The sequence below is a fragment of the Paenibacillus sp. NPDC055715 genome (genome assembly GCF_053617595.1).
Map to the genome: position 1 here is coordinate 38,933 of NZ_JBSHGA010000001.1, position 21,644 is coordinate 60,576.

Genomic DNA, 21,644 nt, shown 5'->3' on the forward strand with positions numbered 1-21,644 from the left:
TTAACCCTATTGCTTCTTCATAGAGTGGTATTTTATAAGGTGATGCTTATCACGCATCTTACTTCGTTTGGTCAACCGTACGGAATTTGTTAGCGATAGCCGTCAGTTCCTGGCTGATGCTGTTCAAAGTCATTACGAAAGCTTGCATTTGTTTGCTGGCTTCCTGAAACTCTTGAAAGAAACGTTGTTTGGTCATACCTTCCCATTGACCTTCCATACCTGAGATGGATTGTGTCAAGCTGGAAACGATCTGCTGGCTTTGTTCACCGCTTTGCTTAAATTGGTTAGCTACCTGTTCGACCTGTTCCGGGGTAATTAAAATGCGTCCTGCCATATTATGAGGCCTCCTTGATGAGTAATAAATATTTTATTTAACTGGTTCAAATTGTACTATGTTTATTTAATTTCCTACAAAAGGCGAAGGTCCCAATTGTAACAACCCCCCTTTTTGACTATAAAACAGCACCTAACAGTATAATACTAATAGAATTAGTGCCTAATAAGTCCCGAAAAATCAGGATTCCATGAACTGGATTTATATGGACCTCATGTCTAGCATGAGAGTCCCGGGAAGCTACTAAGCGACAGGCTGATCCTTAACTATAGCCGGGTCAGCAAAATACCATTCCTGCGGATTGCTGGAAGACGCCTGTTTTAAAATATCCTGATTCAGCCTACCTGCATCCGACGACTGTACACCAGCAATGGCATGCACGACAGACTGCGGGTCCGAAATCGGACCGCTTCCTTCCGAAGGTTGCCCGGGCAAAATAGACGGTGACTGCTGATTCCACCAATCCAGCATCGTGACTGGTCGTCCTAATGGTGGGCTGGCAAATGACAGAATCGTATGATAGTTGTGGTCAACAGACTGAAACTGTTCTGCCTTTCGATTCAGTTGTGTACCTGATGTATGGAGGTAAGCATGGATTTGCTCCGACATCCGTTTGGCCTGCACCCAATGATTCAAGACCGACTCACGCTCAGATATATCCCAATCAAGCAATTGTAACGTCTGCTCCAAACCTGCTGTTAACTGTTGAATTTGCTCCGCCGTATGCTGTAGCTGCCCGCTAAGCACCCGAAGCACATCCGGTTCAACTCGAATGCGCATATCCATCACCCTTCTTCTGTCACTGTCGACTGTCTCAACCAATTCAATAATAAATCCACAAACTGATCTCTTGATGCCATGGCTGCAATAAGCCAATCTCCGTTGCCACTAGAGCTCATACGTAATATCCAGTTCATCGTTGGACACAGGACAAAGGCAACTCGCTGTGATTCCCACTCCTTGCCATTCCAGACTAGCAATTGCAGTTCTCCTTCGGCTATACGGGCACTCAATGACTGAGCAATTCTCGCAGAACCTTCTGCATCTCCGCTCGCCTCGGTCAGTTTGCTTTTAATTTGAGAAACACTGTCTCCTGCAGATTGCTTGTAAATTTTATTAAATGCCTGCTTGGAGAACATGAGCGCGGGAGATTCAGGCACGAGCCGATCTACCCAGCCCATTTTATCAATCAATGTCTCGCAAGCCTTCTCCACATTACCCAGATCATACAGGCGGTACTCGTCGGGTTCATCAACGGATTTTACTAGCTCCACAACACGCTCGTTCGTGCAATGGAGGTAACCTTCGAACTGCTTGCCGCCCCGTGCATAGCGTATGCGGCAAGCCCGGTTAGATAATCCCGCGATAGCAACCCTCGAAAAAACAGTAGGGGACATGGCCAACTCAGTACCCTCATCTACTCGCTTTAGATAACCTTTTTTCAGAAGAGAGGCTTTTACCCGCTCCCACTCTTCCGCCAACTCTTCTGCCAGATAGCCCTTAAACGGATCTTCAACTCCAAGCAGCCTGTCAGAACCCAGTACGCCTGCCAGGAAAAACAGTTCCTTTGACTTGAGGACTATTAACTTCTGCTTGGAAGCTTGAAACGTTAACATTATGAGCCACCTCCCTTCAAACTACAACATGCCATCGGTCACGAATTTTCGTTATCCAATCCTCACAGCTCACTTGCTCTGATAAGGGAATTGCCGCTTTTATCCTGATAAATTTACGTCGTACGTAGTATCCCTGCCCAGAGGGCAGAACTTTTAGGCCACCAGCGGCGGCGTTCGCTTCTGATAAGGGGATACGAAAGAACGATAAATCATTCGGATCCAGTGTTCCGAAAAGCATACCGCTTTGACTTGCCCTAACATCATTAAACCAATCCACGCCAAAGGTTGGGAAATCAGATGGCACGCCCGACAGCACAACATGCACATTGCGATCACGTCCCAACCGCACAATGGCAGAAAGCCGATCCTTTATCGTAAAATCGTTCAATTGCTTGCTTAGCATATCCGCATCATCAATGACCAGCAGCAATTCGGGATCATTTCCCTCCTTGTTCCGCTGCTGAACGATATCATACATTTGCTGTACCAAAGGTCCAAGCTCTTCCTCGCTTTCAGCAGCAGCCTTGACATGAGGAAGATGCCGCAATCGTGATAGCCCCCCGCCTCCATAGCGGGTATCGACCGTATAGACTTCCAATTGTCTAGGCGATGTGTAATAAGCCAGCGATATAATCCAGCTCATTAGAAAAGAGGTTTTTCCTCCCTCCATAGGACCACCAACGATAAAATTAGGACCTTCCTTAAGATTCAGTAAGAAAGGCTCCAGATTGTCGCTCTGTAGCCCTACAGGCACCTCATAAGGAAGCGCGCCCGAAGGCCCACTCGTCCCGTCCCACTGCTGAAGCAGTTCCGCCAACGGGATTCGCTCGGGCAACGGAAGAATGGCTGGGGCGTTTTTGCCCTTCCATTCCTGTACGATGCCCGCGATATTGCGGCGCAACCGCGCTGAACGTTCCGTTTCATCTTCTCCGGGTGAAGGCAACGCCGTCTGGAACTCCAGCGGCGGGATATGCCCTTTAACCAAAGCCCGGCCCGGAATTAAAGGCCCCGGTGTTTTGGCTGGTCGTCCTACCGCATAATAATAATCACTTGGGTCAGACATTTCAAAAGAAACAGCGTTCGGAATATTACTGCGAAACTTCTCAAACACATCGGTAATCCGATTCGCTGTAATGATAAATGTAATACCGAGACTACCACCTTCACGCAAAAGAGATTCCAGCAGTTCATTTTCATCTGAATAAGCATTACGGAAATTAAGGTAGCCATCAATGACTACGATAATCTGCGGCACATCCTCAACAGCAGAACGTCGATAAGAGCTTATCGTTTTGACACCAGTTTCAGAAATCATTTCCTTACGTACAGCCACCTGCTTGAATAGATAACGGAACAACCGCTTGATCCGGTCGTCCTCCTCTGCCATCATAACAGCACCGATCTGGGGAAGTTCTCCAAAGTCGCGCATCGTTCGACCCATATCAATGATATAACCGTTCCAACGGTTGGCATGAAATCGTTGAGCCATTGACATCAGCATTGTCTGCAAAAAGGTCGTTTTACCCATGCCCGACATACCGTACACTGCCCAATGACCATGATCCAATGATGCATAAATCGGAACCTGTCGCTGGTTCGGCAAATCATCAACCAGACCTATGACCGCCTTCAGCTCTTGAGGCGATGTTGGACTGCCCGTTTCGGCGCATGGAGGCAAATTAGTTAAATCCAGCAATTCCGGCAGCGGCGGAAGCCACGGTCCCTGAAGCCGTTCGATCCCTGCCTTTGCTGCTTCTTCTGCAATATAATCAATGAATATCTGAAGCTGTTTGGGAGCTTCTTCCCCTTTTAAGCCTGAGTTTACCCGTTCGCCGCCAGTCAGCAGCGCTTCACGCTTGCCATTCAGTCTCACCTCGTGCACAGGCAGTGCGGAAGAAATATCACTGTTGCCTACATACGGTGCACCGCTCCAGGCAAACTGCATCTCTTCAAACACCTCATCACTGCCGACTTGAAAATACCCTCGGCCCGGCTTCGTGATCCACGCGGCATTCGGTATTTTCAACATATCACGGCTGTCGCCTTCGCTTTGCACCCGTAAGCAGATACGGAACCTGGAGTTACTCCAGATTTTATCGTCCACCACACCGGCAGGCTTTTGGGTCGCCAAAATCAGATGGACACCCAACGTCCGTCCAATGGCGGCAATACTGATTAGCTCATCCATGAACTCGGGCTGATCCCGTTTTAATTGTGCAAATTCATCAATAATAATAACCAGATGAGGCAGCGGTTGTGCGTGCCGCTGCCGGAGCAATCTGTAATATTCATCAATATGCTGCAAATTACCTGCATCGTTTAATATTTTCTGTCGGCGAACCAGTTCTGCTTTTAATGAAATTTTGGCGCGTTCGATCAGATCATTGTCCAAATTCGTAATCGTGCCCACCACATGCGGCAAATTGACGAACGTATTGGACATGCCGCCACCCTTGTAGTCAATCAGCATAAACGCGAGATCATGCGGGTGAAACTCAGCAGCAAGGGAGGCTACGATGGACTGAATAACCTCACTTTTCCCTGAGCCTGTCGTCCCCGCGATCAAGCCGTGCGGACCGTGTCCCTGACGCTCGATTTTATCATGCAGATTAATCATAATTTTCTTGCCGCCTGCCCGCACACCCATGGGTACAGGTAAGGTATCAGGATGGCGATTGCGCCGCCACCGTTCTGTCACGTCCAGTTCTTCCACACCCGCTACGCTCATCATATCGAACAGAGGTAGCACAGAGGGAATATCGGAAGCCGAGGAACGCTTCAAGCGAATAGGAGCCATATACCGCGCCAATGCATCTGCTTCCTCTCTCGACAAACGATCCGGTTTAAAACTTTGCTGTTCAACCTCTGCTGACTCCGATTTACGGGCATATACGCCCTGTTCCTTGGAAGCCTCCACGATAAGCTGACACTGCATCGGCAAAGCTTCCTTGCGGGAAGCCAACACGATGGTACACGCATCAATTGCCCGTCCGTCCTCCAACAGCAACGGGAGCAATGGTTCTTCTTCAATTAGCTGGCTATCTGATAAAACAACCACATAACACGGGACTTCCATCCCTTTTCCATGACGTTCATTACGGTTGTTTTTACGGCGATTCAATCTGGCAAACAGAAAATCGGCCAATTGATGGGCGCTGCTGCTACGGTCTGACATCATCCGCCCGGTTCTGTCATCGTCCCACACATGCGGAAGCCAACGCATCCAATTCCACTCATTTTCTTCACGCTCATCATAAAAGGAAGCGATTTTCACTTCATCCGGCGAGTGACGGACAGTCACTTGTGCCAAAATTACTCTTAATGCTGCAAGGGTATGCTCTCGCTCTCCAACCAACCCAACCACCTTGGATTGGAACAGCGGCAATGCAATGGAAGCAGCATCCACCAGACGAAACTCTTCCCCCAATTCATCCGCAGCTCCCAGCAACGGGTCTCGGTCATAGCCTTCCGGGCGCGGGATTTGCAGCTTGATATGAAACGGAACTTGTCCGGTTCCAATACGCACTTGCAAAAAATCCCCATCCTCCGGCGAACGCTCCCAGAGAGAGCTGTTACGGTTTTTGACGATTTGAGCACAGATTTGCGGGTCACCGTGAATTTCATATAGCGTGCGAATTTGCTCTTCGCGTTTCAATTCAAGCTCTTCCCGATGCTTCTGAAGCTGTTCCCGATACATTCGGTCACGTTCCTCCAGCTTGCGCTTGTATTCCTTCTTATTGTTCAAATACACGAAAAAAGGAATGGTATAGGATGTAAGCATCATGACCACAGTAACCATCTGGAACATCAGGTAGTTACTGTTACCCATCTTGCCTGTTTTGCTCATATACACATAAAAACCAATTGTTACCAACGTCATCATTAACGGAATAAGTATAGATATAATGGAAAAAGACGGCTTGCTCGGCTCAGCCGGAGGCCGTAAAATCTCCAGCTTCTCCTCTCGGAGCGCCGGTCTTAATCTCGGGGAGCGCTGGTATAATACATTCAAGACAAAAGTCCCTCTTTTCGCTTACTATTTCATTTTACCAAGGTTTCATATAATTTCATGTGTGTATTTACCCATTTTTCTCACTTTGAAACAGCGAACGCCGTCCATATACAGGAGCTTCGTCCCGGGTTGTCGAAAAAGCACGCTGAATACGCACCGTACAGCCTTCCCGCAGACTTGCACCTATCAACAACTGGTCGTCCTCCACCCTGAACCAAAGCCCCTCCGGGAATTTTGCTTCCATAATATATTGCATTCCTTCCGCCGGGGGCTCACCAAAAATACGAACACCCAGCATCAGCTTCAAATGATCCACCGAGTATTCATCAGCCACCTCAATGTCGAACCACTCTGTTTCCTGTCGTCCCGAAAGCACGGTCAGGATCATTTGTCATCCCTCCCGATCCTTAATATATACAGTAAAGCTCACACAAAGAGCCTATTTTCTATGAAAATATAGCTATCGTAACTGTAGCATCCGCCTATTAGACTGTCAATTTGTTACAAACTACCCACTCGCACTATCAAATCATGACTTTAGTTGTATTTTTATATATTAAAAGAGTCATATGAATCAATAATTGAATTTTCATAGTTTTGCAGAATTCGCATATACGTCATTTTGTCGATGGATTGAAGCAAATTTGATTGTTTGCCAGAGTATTGTGAACACTTTGTAAATTTTTCAGACCTTTATGTTTTTATAAGGTGTTTTTAAGGTAATTTTAAGAAACGGACACTACAATAAAGCCATGAAATAACTCAAGCGAGGTGATTTTTGTGAGAACATTAATTACATTTCAAAACAAACGTATTCCCGTATACTTCAACCAAGAAAACAAACAACCTGTACAAAAAACATTAAAACTTCTAAGCAACACTTTGGAAAACAAAATCTCCAGAGGAAAGCGTGCCCTTCAAAAATGTCTTAACTCTTTGATCAGTATAGAAATTGTCGGTTGTGAAGCCATCCTGCATAGCGTTAGTGAAAATGATTCATTGGCACTGTCCCTCTACTAAGAGGGACTTTTTTGTTCCGAAATCATTGCAAGAAGAGAGAGCCGGGTGGTTTTTGTGGACGGGCATCTGATGTTTTTAAATTCGTTGTGGCTTTGTACTTCTTCACGGTTCTCGACTTCACCCCCAGCTGCTTCATGATTCGGGCTACTGTTTTTACGGATACATCCATTCCTTGTTTGATGACAGAATGATAGATTTTCCGACTGCCATAGAGTCGGAGACGTCAAACCATTCGCACATCTTTGCAACCGAGTACTGGAAGCGGTATTGATGTATAAATGCAAAGGTTAGTGCCGTTCTTTGGCAAATAGTGCATGGCCTTTTTTTAGAATATCGTTCACCTGCTCTAAATCACGAATTCGTTTCTGTAGTTCTCGTGTGACTTGATCTTCCGTTTTTAGATGACCTTTGCCTGGAAAGGCCTCACCGCCATCCTGCTTGTATTCTGCTAACAGACGATACAGCGTGTTTGCGGAAATTCCCAGTTCTCTCGCCACTTGGGGGACCCGCTTCTCAGTGTCCACTTTTTAGTCTAGCATCAAAATATCAGGGGACGGAAGTATAGACAGGAAAAACGTAAAGGTTACAGGGCGCTCCAACCTCCCCGCCGGAGCACGGATTAAGGGTAATCTCGCGGTCAAAAACTCCCTGCTCACCGGGTACACGGACGAAGCGACTGTTCAACAGAATGGAAGCGCGGAAAACGTCTTTCGGGCACGCTAGTCAAATCCGCAGACGACAAAGAGGGCTCCAAACGGATTGAAGCCCGTGTCCCTATTCAACCCAAATCATAATTGGACAGCACATGGATTGCAGAGTATTGTAACTTGTCGGTCACTAAGGCTGTATGATGACTGGCGTGCCGATGCTCACCTTTTCCTGAAGCTCCAGCACATCCTTGTTCTGCATACGTATGCAACCATGCGACACCAGCTTGCCAATGGACCAAGGCGCATTGGTGCCGTGGATGCCATAATGCGGCTTGGACAGCCCCATCCAGAACGCTCCGAAGGGACCGCCGGGATTGGGCTGTTTGTTGATGATGGTAAACTGTCCGTACGGTGTCTGTGTAGCGATTTTACCAATACCGACTGGATAACTAAGTACGGTCTGATCGCCATCTTTTAAATACAGACGACGATCCGACAAACTCACCACGATACTATAATTCGGCATATACTCACCCCTCTACAGGATATGCCGACCACACCGCAGATTCTCTTGTGATTTTTACAAATGCCCTTTCTTCATCTCACCACTCCACATCACGTCTCCAGCCACTTCGATTATCGCCTCGGCTCTGGTTTGTGCTTGAACGTTGATCCTTTTTCCGCCGATCTGCCTCTTTACGCGCCTGATACTCCAACTCCCGCTGCATTTTACGATAGTTGTTCACTCTGGATTCAGACAGCTCCCCACGCTGCACAGCTTCCTCCACTGCACATCCAGCTTCACCCTGATGCTTGCAGTCTGCAAAACGGCATTTTTGTGCCATTTCAGTAATATCCGCGAAGGTATTGGCGACCCCGGTGGAATCATCCCACAGATTCAGTTCACGCATTCCCGGCGTATCCAGCAGAACGGCTTGCTTTAATATGGGGAACAACTGTCGGTGGGTTGTTGTATGACGCCCTCGACTGTCCTCTTCCCTCACATCCTGTGTAAGCTGAACTTCGGCCCCGGACAGCCAGTTCACAATTGTTGATTTGCCGCTGCCGGATGAGCCTGTCAACGCAACTGTGCGTCCGGGTTGAAGAAACGCCTCCAGTTGCTCTCTCCCTTCGTTCTGCAAAGCGGAAATGACGATAACTGGTACACCAGGGGCAACTCCCTCCGCTTCTGCCACCCGCTCTTCCACATCAGGACAAAGATCGCTTTTGCTCAACACAACGACCGGGTCGACTCCGCTGTTCCACGCCATAATTAAATATCGTTCCAGCCTGCGCACATTAAAATCGTGATTCAGCGCATTGACGAGAAAGAGGGTATCTACATTTGTCGCAATCAGTTGCTCTTTTGTCTCAAAGCCCGCAGCCTGCCGAGAAATCCGACTTTTACGTGGCAGCACGGCATGAATCACTGCATCCGAGACTCCATCTGGCAGTGTGATAGCCACCCAATCCCCCACAGCCGGCATTTCCGCCGGATCGACGATAGCATGTCTCAGCTTGCCGGAAGCTGCTCCCCAGCGTTCTCCATCCATAGTCATAAGCTTTACTTTTTGACCGTAATCGGCAATCAGACGGGCCGGGCGTACCTGTGTATTTCCTGCTCGTTCTTCAAAGCTTTGTTTCCATTGATCCCAAAAGCCGTTCCAGTAATCAGACCAGCCGTATTCATGTATACTCATTGTTTTCCTCCTGTGAATCATCGTTTATTGCTGATGTTTAAAGTTGGTGTTTTTTATTTTCGTGCTACTCTGTACTTATAAACGTTCTCTCCCGCGAGCAAACAACGCAAAAAATCCGCAGGGAAACCCCTGCGGAGGGTGTATGATTCAGGCCGAGGCTATCCAAAGACCCTAATCATAAAAAAATCCGCAGGGAATCGCTCCCTGCGGATTTCATCGGTTCTACTGCTCAACCGAATGCCATGTGAAAACTATACTTATTTCATATAGTTTTCAACTGTGCATCATCCGTGCGGGAGACAATGTCATACTGCTGCTGAACCGATCCATTCATGTTCGTACGCATATAACATCGCCTCCTCCTAAAATTTCCTTAATCATACAAGTCCACAAATCGTCTGTCAAGTCTGCCGCAAACCTTTTTTTAAATTTTTTTCAAGTTCTTTTAACGCACTTGATCCCAACGCGTCCACATCTCACGTGGGTTCAATTCATACATTTCACGTTCCCTGTACATAAACTGATGCATAATCAACTCACGCCGAATCGTCGCAAAATCTTCATGATACTGCTTAATCCACTCGTTTAGCTCACGTTCAGGATACACGCGGCCCGGCTCCAGCTTTTCTGCCAGCATTTGAAGCACGATCAGCTTTTTCTTGTATTGCGAGGGAATTTGACGCAGCTTGCCGTCCTTAGAAAAAAAATTACGCAAGACTGTCGCTTCCAGCGTTTCATTAACCTCTGACATTTCTTCCTCCCCCTCTCCTTTTTCAAAAATAAACCGCACTGTCGCCTCGGCATGCTGCCTGATCAGTTTAGGATTCAGTGTGAAATATACCGTATTCTTATCACGCCGCTCCTTGATTAACCCCGCCTCACGAAGCTTGGAAGCATGGTGCGTGACAGTCGGTTGGGATAAATTCAGTTTTTCCGCTAAAGCCTGACCATGCATCTCTCCACGTGACAAGAGCAGCAATATACGCATACGCGTAGGATCAGCAAGCGCTTTATGATAGTTGACCATTTTATCCAGTTGCATCGTTAACGCCTCTTTTCATCGCTACATACTTTCCGTATTTTTCCGTGAAGAAATAAAATAAACACACCATATTAGATATTCATCTAATTATATGTATGTTAAAAATGGCTGTCAATCGTATCATTCTTTTACTTCTTTCTGAAAACGGCTGGATATTGTGTACGCATTGCGGTAGGATGATATTACTTGACTTTTGTGCAGAGATTGCATATATTCATTTGTTTCTCTTTTTCAAATTTTTGTGAATTAGCGCTTTGAAACGTCTACCATATTACTGTAAAACTGGCGCAACAGACCAATACAACGGGAGGTTCATCGAGATGCACGACGTAGTCATTATCGGAGGCGGGCCTTGCGGGCTGTCTGCTGCAATTGAATGCAGCCGCAGAGGCTTGCAAACCGTCATTATCGAAAAAAGTAACATTGTTCACTCCATTTTTCTGTACCCAACGAACATGCAGTTTTTCAGCACGGCCGACCTGCTGGAAATTGGCGATGTTCCGTTCAGTACGCCTAATGACAAGCCTTACCGTCATGAAGCACTGGCGTATTATCGCAAGGTGGCGGCACATTATAACCTGAACGTCTGTCATTACGAAGAAGCAAAAACGATCACACGACAGGATGATGCTACATTTACTGTACATACGGTGAGCAAGCAGGGAATAGCCAAAACATATTCGTCACGCTATGTCGTCGTGGCTACAGGATATTTTGATCATCCGAACTATTTGGGCATTCCCGGTGAACAATTAGACAAAGTTACTCATTATTTCAGTGAAGCCCATCCCTATACCGGCACGCGGGTCGCAATCATCGGCGGCAGCAATTCTGCGGTGGATGCAGCAATGGAACTCGTACGTGTCGGGGCTACCATTGACATGGTGTATCGCAGATCCGAACTGTCTGAATACATTAAGCCGTGGGTTCGTCCACTGTTCGACAGTATGGTGCAAAAAGGAAAAATTACGCTCCATCTGGGCGCACGCATCATTGAGGTTCATCCGGATCATGTAATGGTCACCGCGTTGGAGGCAGAAGCTTTCCGGCTCGAAAATGATTTTGTACTAGCACTGACCGGGTTTCACCCGGAACGGAAGCTACTGGAGTCGGTCGGTGTCCATATGGCTGAGGATCTAGACAAACCGGAATATGATCCTTCCACAATGGAAACTAACATACCGGGTATATATGTGGCAGGTGTCATCGCTTCTGGCAGCAATGCCAATGAGGTGTTCATTGAAACAGGTCGCTGGCATGGTCGCCAAATCGCTGAACATATTCAAAGCTAAATGAACTAAGGAGAACACATATATGGATTACAGTTCACTCATACTGCTGGTACTGGCTGGTCTTGGAATTGTCAGCGGCAACTCCACCGTCACCATTGCCATGGTCGTACTATTGCTACTGCGGGTAACCCATTTTCATACTGCTTTCCCCTGGCTTGAAAAGTATGGATTGACGATCGGAATCATCATTCTAACCATTGGTGTGATGACCCCTCTGGCCAGCGGTAAAATCAGCATCAGCCAGGTGATGGAGTCCTTCCTTCACTGGAAGTCGTTGCTTGCTATTGCCATTGGCATCATGGTAGCTTACCTTGGCGGCCGCGGGGTAGCCCTGATGTCCGGACAGCCCACCATTGTGACGGGTTTACTTATCGGAACCGTGATTGGTGTCGCCTTCTTCAAAGGCGTTCCTGTAGGTCCACTAATCGCCGCCGGACTGCTGTCGCTGTTAATTGGGCGAACCTAGCCCCTCTGCTTACCCTTCGTCTGGCCGCTGGCAGGTGCTGTCCATAAAAAAACGTATTTGACCAGTGGCAGGCATAAGATTAAAGAAAGGCAGTCAACGTAAAAAACGAATGAACCGGAGCAATCTGCATGAAGGGCTGAATTCAGTCCCGATTTGTGTTATACTCTATCGCATAATTTGGTAAATGCAGGAGGCTTGACCAATGTCTCGACAATTTGTAACGGAAGCTGTAATGGTTGCCATATATGGCCAACTACTTACAACTCCCGCCCCTGTGGAATATATAGTGCCTTACACGTCGCTGCTGGAGCTATACGAATTTCAGGATAGCACGGAACCGCTCATGGATAGTGCTGTTGACGATCAGCATGTGAAGCGAAAGGTATGCGAATTAATCAGCTATTTTGAGGAACCTTTGAATCAGAAAAAAATTCGGCGCGCGCTTCAGATGCCTTGGGCCAAAAGCCTGCCCATCCTGTTCGACGCCAACACCTCACTGATCATCATTAATGCCGTCGATACTGCGCATTACGGAGAATATTTTGATCCAATCGAGACCGAACTGGTGCTAACAGCCCAGCGTGAAGAATTACCCATTTTGACAGATCAGTTGGACTGGATTCATCGCATTATTGAAGCTTCCGTACCTATACATGTGTACGACATTGATGATTTTGATTTTGCGGTGGATGGTCCGATGCTTAACAACTCTTAACAACCCTTAACATGCAGCACATGCGCCCAAGGACAACAAAACGGCGGAGTATCACACACAGGTTAATCCCCTGTAATGCGATACTCCGCCGCTTTTTCATGTCCCTAAACGGTTACCTGCACGCTATTTCTAACGTTAGAGCTTTAAGACTAATCTTCCTCGGCATACGTGTAAATAATGTCGTCATGTTCCTCCAGATACTTCACTTCCAGATGATGACCCTTCAAATACCAGTAATCCTGATCCTCCATATAAAACGTAATGCCAGCCGCTTTATGTTGTAACACGGGGTGCTGCGGAGGCTCTACAGCAATTCCCAGAGAAAAACCCGGATGTAACCCACCGCCGGAACTATAGCGGGCAAAAAAACGGATCGTATCTCCGCGGTTCAGACCAAGCTCCTTGATGTACCATTGTGCCGCTGGCTCAGTTACCTGTATACTCATACGTTATGCTCACCTCCTTGTACAATTACATCCTGTTAACTATATCATAGCATTATTTAGAATGGCCACCAACCGCGCCTTACTCAAGTGAAAATCTCCAGCGAGCGATAACCATTTTTTTGAAAAAGGTTTGACAATTCGCAAAAGACGGTGTTAAGATTCAACCATACGAGATCCATTTTGAAATTAATTACCAATTTGAACGATTACATCAAATGTTAGAATGAATCCAATTCGAAGAAGAAAGGAGTGCTACCGGTGCCAAACATTCATCTCGCCTTTAACCCAACTCTACAAACACAACAATTTCATACCGGAGCATCTCCCCTGACGCATCCTTCAAAATTGGGCCATTCACGTTGTATGGCTTAATACGAGTGGCTGCCTGCGTTTGAGCAGTTTTCCAGCGGTGAGTGTGCTGAAAACATCTGCGCGCCATATGATATTGAGATTTAAGGCATATCGTCTGCGGACGGTATGCCTTTTTTGCGCCTGTTACCGGATTGAAGCTAGTGGTAGCAAGTCGTTATTGTTTATTCAAAATGGTACACAACTCTCGCATGAGCTTTTCATGAAAGGATGGGATTTCTCTTGTTTTCGGTACTCAAAAATTTAAGCTGGTTTTTTAAAAGAGAACGAAGTCGGTACTCGATTGGACTGTTTTTACTGATAGTCGTTGGCGTTCTGGAGTTGGCTCCACCCCGGCTGCTAGGCAGCGCTATTGATGAGATCGTACGCGGTTCAATTTCATGGTCCTCGCTCTGGCGTTATATTTTTTACATTTTAGGCATTCTTGCCGTCATCTACTACATTACGTACATATGGATGCACAAGCTGTTTGGGGGTGCAAATCTGGTGGAGCGCCTGTTGCGCACACGCTTTATGAACCATCTGCTGCGGATGACACCTCCATTTTTTGAACGCAATCGTACGGGTGACCTGATGGCTCGTGCTACGAACGACCTTCGCTCCGTGGCTAACACTGCGGGCTTTGGCATGCTGACGCTAACTGACTCTACAGTTTACCTGAGCGTCGTGCTGGTCGCCATGGGCACCCTGATTAGCTGGAAGCTGACGCTGGCGGCGGTTCTGCCCCTGCCTTTTATCGCACTGGCAATGAGTATTTACGGCAAAGCCGTTCACGAGCGTTACACACTGGCACAGGATGCATTTGGCGATATGAACGATCAGGTGCTGGAATCCGTGGCAGGTATCCGGGTTATTCGCGCCTATGTACAGGAACGAATGGATGAAAAACGATTCTCCGATATTACCGATGATGTATTTCGTAAAAATCTGGCGGTCGCCCGGATGGACGCTCTCTTCGAACCGACGATCCGCTTGTGCGTAGGACTTAGCTATGTGATCGGGCTTGGCTATGGTATTTATCTGGTATTTCATAACGATATCACACTGGGTGAGCTGGTATCCTTTAACATGTATCTGGGGATGATGATTTGGCCGATGTTTGCCATTGGCGAACTGATCAACATTATGCAGCGCGGTAGCGCTTCCCTCGATCGGGTGAACGAAACTCTCCATGCGGAGCCGGACGTACAGGATGCAGCTCAGCCTGTAACGGTTAACCACCCCGAGTCCATTACGATGAAAGATGTTACCTTCCGCTATCCAACCTCATCTGTTGACAATCTGTTACATGTGAATTTGGAGCTGAAACGTGGAGAAACACTAGGTGTCGTCGGCCGAACAGGCAGCGGGAAATCCACCCTGCTCAAACAGCTACTGCATGAATACCCGACGGGTAGCGGTGACATTTTAATCTCTGGCACTCGTCTGGAGGACATTGCAGTTGAACAACTGCACAGCTGGATCGGCTACGTGCCACAGGAGCAAATTCTGTTCTCCAAATCAGTACGTGAGAACATTCAGTTCGGTAAACCGCGTGCAGATGATGACGACATCATGGAAGCTATCTGTACCGCAGCCTTTGATCAGGATTTAGGCACTCTATCCGATGGACTGGATACACTCGTCGGGGAAAAAGGCATTGCCCTGTCCGGCGGCCAGAAGCAACGTGTTTCGCTGGCACGCGCCTTTATCGGCGATCCGGATATTCTGGTGCTAGACGATGCACTGTCCGCGGTTGATGCTCGAACAGAAGCACGTATTATTGACAATATCCGACGTAAACGCTCGGGTAAAACAACTCTGATCTCCACTCACCGTCTCTCGGCTATAGAACATGCAGACCGGATCGTCGTGCTGGAGCAAGGACGCATTATTGAGGAAGGAACCCACAACGAGCTGCTTCAGACGGACGGATGGTACCGTCAACAGTATGAACGGCAGCAAGTGGAATCTATTCTGACCTCAGGGGAGGTTTCCTAATGAAATCCAATATCGGCAAAAGGCTATTCCAGTATGCCCTGACGAGCAAAGCGGGCTTTACCGCCGCACTCATCGCACTGGCTATCGGGGTTGCCGCCGAGCTGGCCGGGCCCTTCATCGCCAAAACGATGATCGACGACCATATGCTCGCTATTGAAAAACCATTTTACGAGACAACCAGTGTGGACGGTACCGTAAGCTATGCCGGGACCCATTTTAAGCGTGAAGACCGCTTTGAGGCCGGAGAGGCCAAAGGGCATGAAGCGAGGATTTTACAAGTCGGTAAATCCTTCGTATTTATTGATGGCTCGGTGCAGGTGGCTGACGGTAACCGCTCCTTTGCGAACGGCATGCTGACGGTGACACGCGGCTCCGACACCTTTCGCTATGATGCCAAGACTTTGACAGCCGATGAGCTGTATAGCTTTTACAAGCCGGAAATGCCCGGTATCTTTCAATTGATTGGCTGGTATTGCTTCTTTCTGGTCATTTCGATCTTTGCCGAATTTGGCAAAACCTACTGGCTGCAATCCTCAGCCAACAAGGTTATTCAAAAGCTTCGGCTTGATCTCTACGCACACATTCAACGGCTGCCAGTTTACTTTTTTGACAATCTGCCCGCAGGTAAGGTCGTATCCCGTGTTACGAATGATACAGAAGCGGTAAAAGATTTATTCGTGGCCGTACTGTCGAACTTCACTTCAGGTATTGTGACGATGGCCGGTGTATATGTCGCACTCTTTTTGCTGGACTTCAGACTGGGTCTGATCTCTCTGTTCATTGTACCGCTGTTAATCTTGTGGATTGTACTGTATCGCAAAGTCGCCACCCGCTTTAATACGATCATTCGGTCCCGGCTCAGTGAGATTAATGCAATTATCAACGAATCTATTCAAGGTATGTCCATTATTCGCGTGTTCCGGCACCAGAAACAAACGCAACATGAGTTTGAAGAACTGAATGATGATTATATGAAGCATCAGAATAAAATGCTAAATTTGAACGCCTTCACTTCACACAATCTGGTCAATGTGCTGAGAAATCTTTCCTTTGCCGTCGTGTTGTGGTATTTCGGAGCCGAGGCGCTTGGCACGACAGGCAGTGTTGTATCACTAGGCGTACTATACGCCTTCGTCGATGTACTGGGACGACTGTTCCAACCGATGACTGGTATGGTCAACCAGCTTGCGGTGCTGGATACTTCAATCGTATCCTCTGGACGGGTATTTGAACTGATGGATGAAACCGGAGAACAGGTAACGGACGGCACAATGCCTCGTTACAAAGGTCTGGTGGAGTTCGACGATGTGACCTTTGCCTACAAAAAAGATGCTGTCCTTAAGCATATTTCCTTTACTGCTCATCCGGGCCAAACGGTTGCTCTCGTCGGACATACCGGGTCAGGCAAAAGCTCGATTATTAACCTGCTGTTCCGGTTTTATGATCCGCAAAAAGGAACGATCACCATTGACGGAACCTCTGTCAAGGATATTCCCAAGCAGTGGCTACGCCATCATATGGGTATCGTTCTTCAAGATCCATATTTGTTTACAGGAACAGTAGCCTCCAATGTCAGTCTGGGAGACAGCCGGATTACCAGGGAACAGGTAAACAAAGCATTGTGTGATGTCGGGGCTGACAAACTGCTGGCCCACTTGCCGCAAGGCTTTGACGAACCAGTGATCGAAAAAGGAAGTACTCTATCAGCCGGACAGCGTCAGCTCATTTCCTTCGCCCGCGCGTTGGCCTTTGATCCGGCGATTCTGATTCTCGATGAAGCTACTGCCAATATTGATACCGAAACCGAGGCGCTTATCCAATCTGCGCTGGAGGTGCTCAAGAAGGGACGTACTACCTTCATCATTGCTCACCGTCTGTCGACCATCCGCAGTGCGGACCAAATTTTGGTGCTGCATCGGGGTGAGATTGTCGAACGAGGCAACCATGACGAACTCATGGCTCAGGGCGGTCGCTACTTCCAGATGTATCAGCTCCAGTCAGGAACGGCGGGAACAGATACAAATGCATCCTCTACTGCATCGCCGGAACAAATAGCTTTGCTTGCAGAGCCAACTGCTGTAGCAGCAGGAGCCGCGTCTTCTGGAAAATCCGATACTCGAGCAGGTACCAGCTCTTTGCAGAAACAGGGCGCAGGCCAAAACGGACCCGGCTTGGCTGGAGGAAACGCATAAAGCAAGCACACAAAGCATGCATAAAAAAAACAGCAAGTCTCCAGATAAACACAATGGAGGCTTGCTGTTTTGCTTTTTCTAAATATATGTTTCGTGTGTAGGTTACAAGTATTATTGGGCTACCGAGGTGCCTGATCCTGTAGGAGGAAGAACGGTTCCCTCTACCGCCTTAATCGTAACTTTATACTTGCTGGCCACCAGTGTACTTGTGTGGGTATCCGTAATGACCTGAATATTCATTTCCCCCGGCTTTGGACTTGTCAACTTATAGTAAATCACTGCATTGGCGTCATCTACGTAGTCGATATGATCCACTTCAATGCCGTAACCTGGATTGGGTGCCTGGAATCGGGTTAATGTTACCTTATTCTGCTGGTCATTCACTTTCTCTACACTCATACTAATGCCATTTTGCTGGCCCGGATCTGAAGACTCAGCCGGATTTTCTGGAGTGGACTCAATCGGTTTATGATTTTGCACAAATTCGGATGCATTATAGACCATCTCTGCCGCCTCCATTCGGGTTACCTTACGATTTGGATTAAAGTTTCTCTTTTCATCTAATTTTGCAATTTTGGTCAACAGCAGGAACTGAACCGCTTCGCTTGAATCTTGGTCCAGCTTCTTGCCATCCGCAACATTAATGTACATGCGGACTGTTGGATATTCTCCGGTTGCACTAACCGATTTGTACAGTATATTCGCGAATTGTACTCTTGTCATCTGCGTGCTTGGATCAATGTCCGGTGACAAAGGAATTTGGTGTTGAGCCGCAATCCGGTAAGACTTGGCATACCATGCCGAAGACGGAATATTTGCGAAGGAACCCGTCGTGAAATCCGGCATAACTTGAAGGCCCATCGCATTAATAACCAAATGCACCCCTTGTGCATACGTAAGTGATTGATCAGGCGCAAACTTATCCTTGGTAATACCCTGAATAATACCTTTGTTCTGAAGCGAACTTACAATCTTCTCCTGCTCCGTTCCCTTTATATCACGAAAAGCAGAGACTGACGTAGCCACTGCCAACGAACAGATCACGAGCAAAGCTGCTGTCACACTTTTGTTTTTTTTCATGAGATGCACCTCCAGATTTACTATGTTTCTATACTTATCGACGAAATACTATCAGCAAATGTTTCAATTACTCAAAAATTGATTGTAAAAAGATATATAGTGCTTACAGTTAGTGTAACCCGTTTAACTTTTTTCTGTTCACATTCCAGACTGTATGCTAAGGATACTCACTTTGCTGTCATTCTTTTTTTGCCCATTTGACTACACCCGATAGGGTGCTTTCAGGCCAAGGAGTTGCAGCGTATGTGCCAAAATATCAGCGGTTTGTTCCGCCAACTGAATACGCCACAGCCCACCATCAACAATCCGTTCCTTGGCGTAAAAGCGGTTAAACGCCTGTGCCGTATCCAGCGCAAACCTCGCGATAACCGAAGGTTCAGTTGCCGAGCCGCACGCACCAGTTGTCCCTGATAATGAACCAGTTGCTTAAGCAGCGCCCAGCCTGCTCCCCCAGTATTTCATCCGGTGCATAAGTTGGATCAGGTGCATGACTATCCCTTGTAGGAACGTCGATATTAGAACCAGCGCCAGCATGAGCTTTTTCCAAAAGACTGCGTATACGTGCATGTGTGTATTATACATAAGGACCTGTCTCACCTTCAAAGGTTAATGCATCAACCTTTCGTCCTTAATTGGGCAACAACCGCCTGCATTTTATCATTGTAAAAGCTCTCTCCCAGCACAGGGTCGAATGTAATGTTCAGACGCTGGTACATGCGATCAAATTCTCGCAGACTGACTTCAACAAAAAACTCCCATAGCCATTGAGCCTCGGTATCTCCATGCTCCAGACGGCGGAACCATTCTCGACCTTCGTCCTCCAAAGATGGGTCATACTCGGCTTCCTTATGAAAAAGCACTTACAGCTTAAGTGACTCTCCAATCAGATCTTGCTGTAGCTGCCCCTCATTTCCCCATCTTTTATAAGCCGCAATTTGCTGCGGAGCCTTCCGAAACTTTTTAGCCAGCAAAAAACAGGGAAACGCCACATCTCCCCATTCCGGCTGTGGCGGTACCTCCAATAAAGATGAAATCTCCCTATCCTCCAAGCCCGTATGGGCGGAAATAGCTTAAGTAACGATCAACATCAACATAGCTTTCTCTCCTTTTTGCACTAGAATCTAACAAAAAAAGCTCCCGCCTCTTGAATTATTCAAGAGACGAGAACTTCAATATCCCCGCGGTACCACTCTTCGTAAATCGGATTGTGCAACGAACTATGCATAATTGCCGATTTCACTCCAATGACAAATAACGATGTCTGCCGGACTGAGCTACTAACGGAACTCCGTGTTGGAACAACCGCCTCCCGGGTGCGCTTCACATCGGGCCTCATACCGGCTTCCACCTTTTCCGGCTCGCTGTAATGATATGGCTCCCCTGCTATTCTCCCGTTCCAAGACGTTAATTCCCATCATTATACAAACCTATCTAGTGGAAAGCAATCTTTTATTTTCTGCTCAGGCGCTGACTCGATAATATGTAATTACACAGCCACCATTTGGCGGCAAGCCTGAACACAACGGCGGCAGGCTTCTGCACATTGCTTGCAATGCTCATGGGCGTGCTTACCCCATTCAGCAGCACATACTTCACAGACTTTCGCACAGAACTCACAAATTTGCTCGGCGAATTCCGTTCCGCGTTCCAACATTTGAGCAGTAAACCCGCATATTTCTGCACATTCCCGGCTCACTCGAATACACTCGCGCAGCATAGCCAAATCATATTCCTTCAAGCTCGCCACGTAACAGACATTGCAAGCGTTCATACATTCCAGGCAAGCATCCACGCATTGTTGGTATGAATGTTTCATAATACATTACCTCCCTGTTGTTGACCCTACTTATTATTAACCGCTGAAAATTGAGATTAATCAACCGTTATTCACACTTTCATCAATAACCAAACAAAAAGTCCCGACTTATGTAAGGAAGTGTACTATATTCCAGACCATCCGTGCAAGGGGATAAATCACACAATTCCCTAGTGCCTACTCCTGACTTGCACACCAGCAATCATTCCTCTATTGTAAAAAGAGTATGTCTAACCATAGATTGAGGAGTGAGCATTGCAATGAATATATCTTCTGTAGAGGAACATCGGCGGGAGGCCCCGCAGCAGGTTAGCTGCATGGTTGTAACCGTCTCCGACACCCGTACCGTGGAGACAGATACTGGAGGACGCCTACTGGTGGATCTGCTGGAAACGAACGGCTATCAGGTGGTCCAATATGTTATCGTCAAAGACGATTATGATGGTATCCGGCAACTGGTATCCGAAGCCGCCGAACGCGATGACATTGAGGCTGTACTTTTGACAGGCGGCACCGGTATTTCCCCGCGTGATACAACGTATGAAGCCGTTTCCTCTCTGCTGGATAAGAAACTGCCCGGATTCGGGGAAATCTTCCGTTATTTAAGCTTTGCCGAGGATATTGGTTCAGCAGCGATATTAAGTCGTGCTGTGGCAGGCACCGTGAACCGGACGGCCGTATTTTCTATGCCAGGCTCGCGTGGAGCCGTCCGTTTAGCAATGGAACGGATTATTATACCTGAGCTGCGGCATGTCATGAGGGAAATTTACAAGTGAATTTTATAAGTCGGTTCACTCGAACACGCAAAAATTGACGCATCCTGCGCTTTCCCGGGTAATGATAAATAAGTATAACACACACAGATTTTCTTCTTACGCTCTGAAACACAAAGAGGCACCCCATCATTTGCAGGG

The 21,644-nt window shown here is 47.4% G+C and carries 20 protein-coding genes and 2 pseudogenes; 7 read left to right on the plus strand and 15 right to left on the minus strand.

The window, feature by feature from the left end; genetic code table 11:
* Nucleotides 1–58 precede the first annotated feature (58 nt).
* The 5 genes from ACWGOO_RS00155 to ACWGOO_RS00175 all read right to left on the minus strand — a co-directional run bounded on the left by ACWGOO_RS00155 (nt 59) and on the right by ACWGOO_RS00175 (nt 6,350).
* Nucleotides 59–334: a WXG100 family type VII secretion target gene (locus tag ACWGOO_RS00155; protein WP_452480459.1), complete on the minus strand. Its 276-nt coding sequence runs from the start codon at nt 332–334 to the stop codon at nt 59–61.
* Nucleotides 335–577: 243 nt separating this feature from the next.
* On the minus strand, nt 578–1,114 hold the full coding sequence (locus tag ACWGOO_RS00160; RefSeq protein ID WP_452480461.1) for a WXG100 family type VII secretion target: 537 nt from the start codon (nt 1,112–1,114) through the stop codon (nt 578–580).
* Between the two features lie 5 nt (nt 1,115–1,119).
* On the minus strand, nt 1,120–1,950 hold the full coding sequence (locus ACWGOO_RS00165) for a hypothetical protein (protein WP_452480463.1): 831 nt from the start codon (nt 1,948–1,950) through the stop codon (nt 1,120–1,122).
* A gap of 16 nt (nt 1,951–1,966) precedes the next feature.
* Nucleotides 1,967–5,962, minus strand: coding sequence for a type VII secretion protein EssC (gene essC / locus ACWGOO_RS00170; protein WP_452480464.1), 3,996 nt, complete (start codon nt 5,960–5,962; stop codon nt 1,967–1,969).
* Between the two features lie 67 nt (nt 5,963–6,029).
* On the minus strand, nt 6,030–6,350 hold the full coding sequence (locus ACWGOO_RS00175; protein WP_452480466.1) for a hypothetical protein: 321 nt from the start codon (nt 6,348–6,350) through the stop codon (nt 6,030–6,032).
* A 392-nt stretch (nt 6,351–6,742) separates the two neighbouring features.
* Here ACWGOO_RS00175 and ACWGOO_RS00180 point away from each other — a divergent pair, with 392 nt between their 5' ends.
* Nucleotides 6,743–6,982, plus strand: coding sequence for a hypothetical protein (locus ACWGOO_RS00180; protein ID WP_081473730.1), 240 nt, complete (start codon nt 6,743–6,745; stop codon nt 6,980–6,982).
* Between the two features lie 22 nt (nt 6,983–7,004).
* Here ACWGOO_RS00180 and ACWGOO_RS00185 read toward each other — a convergent pair.
* From ACWGOO_RS00185 to ACWGOO_RS00205, 5 genes and pseudogenes are all read right to left on the minus strand, one after another.
* Nucleotides 7,005–7,184, minus strand: a pseudogene (locus tag ACWGOO_RS00185) (IS3 family transposase); the annotation flags it as partial.
* 85 nt (nt 7,185–7,269) lie between these two features.
* Nucleotides 7,270–7,506 carry a transposase gene (locus ACWGOO_RS00190; RefSeq protein ID WP_452480468.1) on the minus strand — a complete coding sequence of 79 codons (237 nt, stop codon included), beginning with the start codon at nt 7,504–7,506 and terminating at the stop codon, nt 7,270–7,272.
* A gap of 313 nt (nt 7,507–7,819) precedes the next feature.
* Nucleotides 7,820–8,158, minus strand: a complete 339-nt coding sequence (locus ACWGOO_RS00195; protein WP_354450880.1) for a L,D-transpeptidase — start codon at nt 8,156–8,158, stop codon at nt 7,820–7,822.
* Nucleotides 8,159–8,234: 76 nt separating this feature from the next.
* Nucleotides 8,235–9,332: a ribosome small subunit-dependent GTPase A gene (gene rsgA / locus ACWGOO_RS00200; protein ID WP_452480470.1), complete on the minus strand. Its 1,098-nt coding sequence runs from the start codon at nt 9,330–9,332 to the stop codon at nt 8,235–8,237.
* Between the two features lie 445 nt (nt 9,333–9,777).
* Entirely contained in the window at nt 9,778–10,374 is a 597-nt protein-coding gene (locus tag ACWGOO_RS00205; protein WP_452480472.1) for a DUF2087 domain-containing protein, read from the minus strand.
* A 320-nt stretch (nt 10,375–10,694) separates the two neighbouring features.
* Between ACWGOO_RS00205 and ACWGOO_RS00210 the strand changes: the two genes are divergently transcribed.
* The 3 genes from ACWGOO_RS00210 to ACWGOO_RS00220 all read left to right on the plus strand — a co-directional run bounded on the left by ACWGOO_RS00210 (nt 10,695) and on the right by ACWGOO_RS00220 (nt 12,847).
* Nucleotides 10,695–11,666: a YpdA family putative bacillithiol disulfide reductase gene (locus tag ACWGOO_RS00210; protein WP_452480474.1), complete on the plus strand. Its 972-nt coding sequence runs from the start codon at nt 10,695–10,697 to the stop codon at nt 11,664–11,666.
* A 22-nt stretch (nt 11,667–11,688) separates the two neighbouring features.
* Entirely contained in the window at nt 11,689–12,132 is a 444-nt protein-coding gene (locus ACWGOO_RS00215; RefSeq protein ID WP_452480476.1) for a DUF441 domain-containing protein, read from the plus strand.
* 202 nt (nt 12,133–12,334) lie between these two features.
* Nucleotides 12,335–12,847, plus strand: coding sequence for an ADP-heptose synthase (locus ACWGOO_RS00220; RefSeq protein ID WP_452480478.1), 513 nt, complete (start codon nt 12,335–12,337; stop codon nt 12,845–12,847).
* Nucleotides 12,848–12,996: 149 nt separating this feature from the next.
* Here the strand turns inward: ACWGOO_RS00220 and ACWGOO_RS00225 are convergent, their stop codons facing one another.
* A complete protein-coding gene (locus tag ACWGOO_RS00225) occupies nt 12,997–13,293 on the minus strand; it encodes a HesB/YadR/YfhF family protein (RefSeq protein ID WP_452480480.1) in 297 nt (98 codons plus the stop codon).
* A gap of 591 nt (nt 13,294–13,884) precedes the next feature.
* On the opposite strand from ACWGOO_RS00225, the gene ACWGOO_RS00230 reads away from it, so the two are divergent.
* Nucleotides 13,885–15,642 (plus strand): ABC transporter ATP-binding protein, encoded by a 1,758-nt coding sequence (locus ACWGOO_RS00230; RefSeq protein ID WP_452480482.1) that lies wholly within the window; start codon nt 13,885–13,887, stop codon nt 15,640–15,642.
* Entirely contained in the window at nt 15,642–17,834 is a 2,193-nt protein-coding gene (locus tag ACWGOO_RS00235) for an ABC transporter ATP-binding protein (RefSeq protein ID WP_452480484.1), read from the plus strand. Before ACWGOO_RS00230 ends, ACWGOO_RS00235 begins: the two co-directional genes overlap by 1 nt.
* 111 nt (nt 17,835–17,945) lie before the next feature.
* Here the strand turns inward: ACWGOO_RS00235 and ACWGOO_RS00240 are convergent, their stop codons facing one another.
* From ACWGOO_RS00240 to ACWGOO_RS00255, 4 genes and pseudogenes are all read right to left on the minus strand, one after another.
* Complete coding sequence (locus ACWGOO_RS00240) at nt 17,946–18,914, minus strand: S-layer homology domain-containing protein (protein WP_452480486.1); 969 nt, start codon at nt 18,912–18,914, stop codon at nt 17,946–17,948.
* A 201-nt stretch (nt 18,915–19,115) separates the two neighbouring features.
* Nucleotides 19,116–19,981: pseudogene (argS, locus tag ACWGOO_RS00245) on the minus strand (arginine--tRNA ligase domain-containing protein).
* An 86-nt stretch (nt 19,982–20,067) separates the two neighbouring features.
* Nucleotides 20,068–20,250, minus strand: a complete 183-nt coding sequence (locus ACWGOO_RS00250; protein ID WP_452480488.1) for a hypothetical protein — start codon at nt 20,248–20,250, stop codon at nt 20,068–20,070.
* A 150-nt stretch (nt 20,251–20,400) separates the two neighbouring features.
* On the minus strand, nt 20,401–20,730 hold the full coding sequence (locus ACWGOO_RS00255; protein ID WP_452480490.1) for a four-helix bundle copper-binding protein: 330 nt from the start codon (nt 20,728–20,730) through the stop codon (nt 20,401–20,403).
* Between the two features lie 260 nt (nt 20,731–20,990).
* Here ACWGOO_RS00255 and ACWGOO_RS00260 point away from each other — a divergent pair, with 260 nt between their 5' ends.
* On the plus strand, nt 20,991–21,506 hold the full coding sequence (locus tag ACWGOO_RS00260) for a MogA/MoaB family molybdenum cofactor biosynthesis protein (RefSeq protein WP_452480492.1): 516 nt from the start codon (nt 20,991–20,993) through the stop codon (nt 21,504–21,506).
* Nucleotides 21,507–21,644 lie beyond the last annotated feature (138 nt).

Bases quoted from the DNA above. Each gene is read 5' to 3' on its own strand.
- rsgA (WP_452480470.1), bottom strand. From the start codon at position 9,332: ATGAGTATACATGAATACGGCTGGTCTGATTACTGGAACGGCTTTTGG.
- ACWGOO_RS00255 (WP_452480490.1), bottom strand. From the start codon at position 20,730: ATGAAACATTCATACCAACAATGCGTGGATGCTTGCCTGGAATGTATG.
- ACWGOO_RS00225 (WP_452480480.1), bottom strand. From the start codon at position 13,293: ATGAGTATACAGGTAACTGAGCCAGCGGCACAATGGTACATCAAGGAG.
- ACWGOO_RS00215 (WP_452480476.1), top strand. From the start codon at position 11,689: ATGGATTACAGTTCACTCATACTGCTGGTACTGGCTGGTCTTGGAATT.
- ACWGOO_RS00250 (WP_452480488.1), bottom strand. From the start codon at position 20,250: ATGAGGCCCGATGTGAAGCGCACCCGGGAGGCGGTTGTTCCAACACGG.
- ACWGOO_RS00260 (WP_452480492.1), top strand. From the start codon at position 20,991: ATGAATATATCTTCTGTAGAGGAACATCGGCGGGAGGCCCCGCAGCAG.
- ACWGOO_RS00235 (WP_452480484.1), top strand. From the start codon at position 15,642: ATGAAATCCAATATCGGCAAAAGGCTATTCCAGTATGCCCTGACGAGC.
- ACWGOO_RS00240 (WP_452480486.1), bottom strand. From the start codon at position 18,914: ATGAAAAAAAACAAAAGTGTGACAGCAGCTTTGCTCGTGATCTGTTCG.
- ACWGOO_RS00165 (WP_452480463.1), bottom strand. From the start codon at position 1,950: ATGTTAACGTTTCAAGCTTCCAAGCAGAAGTTAATAGTCCTCAAGTCA.
- ACWGOO_RS00160 (WP_452480461.1), bottom strand. From the start codon at position 1,114: ATGCGCATTCGAGTTGAACCGGATGTGCTTCGGGTGCTTAGCGGGCAG.
- ACWGOO_RS00205 (WP_452480472.1), bottom strand. From the start codon at position 10,374: ATGCAACTGGATAAAATGGTCAACTATCATAAAGCGCTTGCTGATCCT.
- ACWGOO_RS00220 (WP_452480478.1), top strand. From the start codon at position 12,335: ATGTCTCGACAATTTGTAACGGAAGCTGTAATGGTTGCCATATATGGC.
- ACWGOO_RS00195 (WP_354450880.1), bottom strand. From the start codon at position 8,158: ATGCCGAATTATAGTATCGTGGTGAGTTTGTCGGATCGTCGTCTGTAT.
- ACWGOO_RS00210 (WP_452480474.1), top strand. From the start codon at position 10,695: ATGCACGACGTAGTCATTATCGGAGGCGGGCCTTGCGGGCTGTCTGCT.
- ACWGOO_RS00155 (WP_452480459.1), bottom strand. From the start codon at position 334: ATGGCAGGACGCATTTTAATTACCCCGGAACAGGTCGAACAGGTAGCT.
- ACWGOO_RS00175 (WP_452480466.1), bottom strand. From the start codon at position 6,350: ATGATCCTGACCGTGCTTTCGGGACGACAGGAAACAGAGTGGTTCGAC.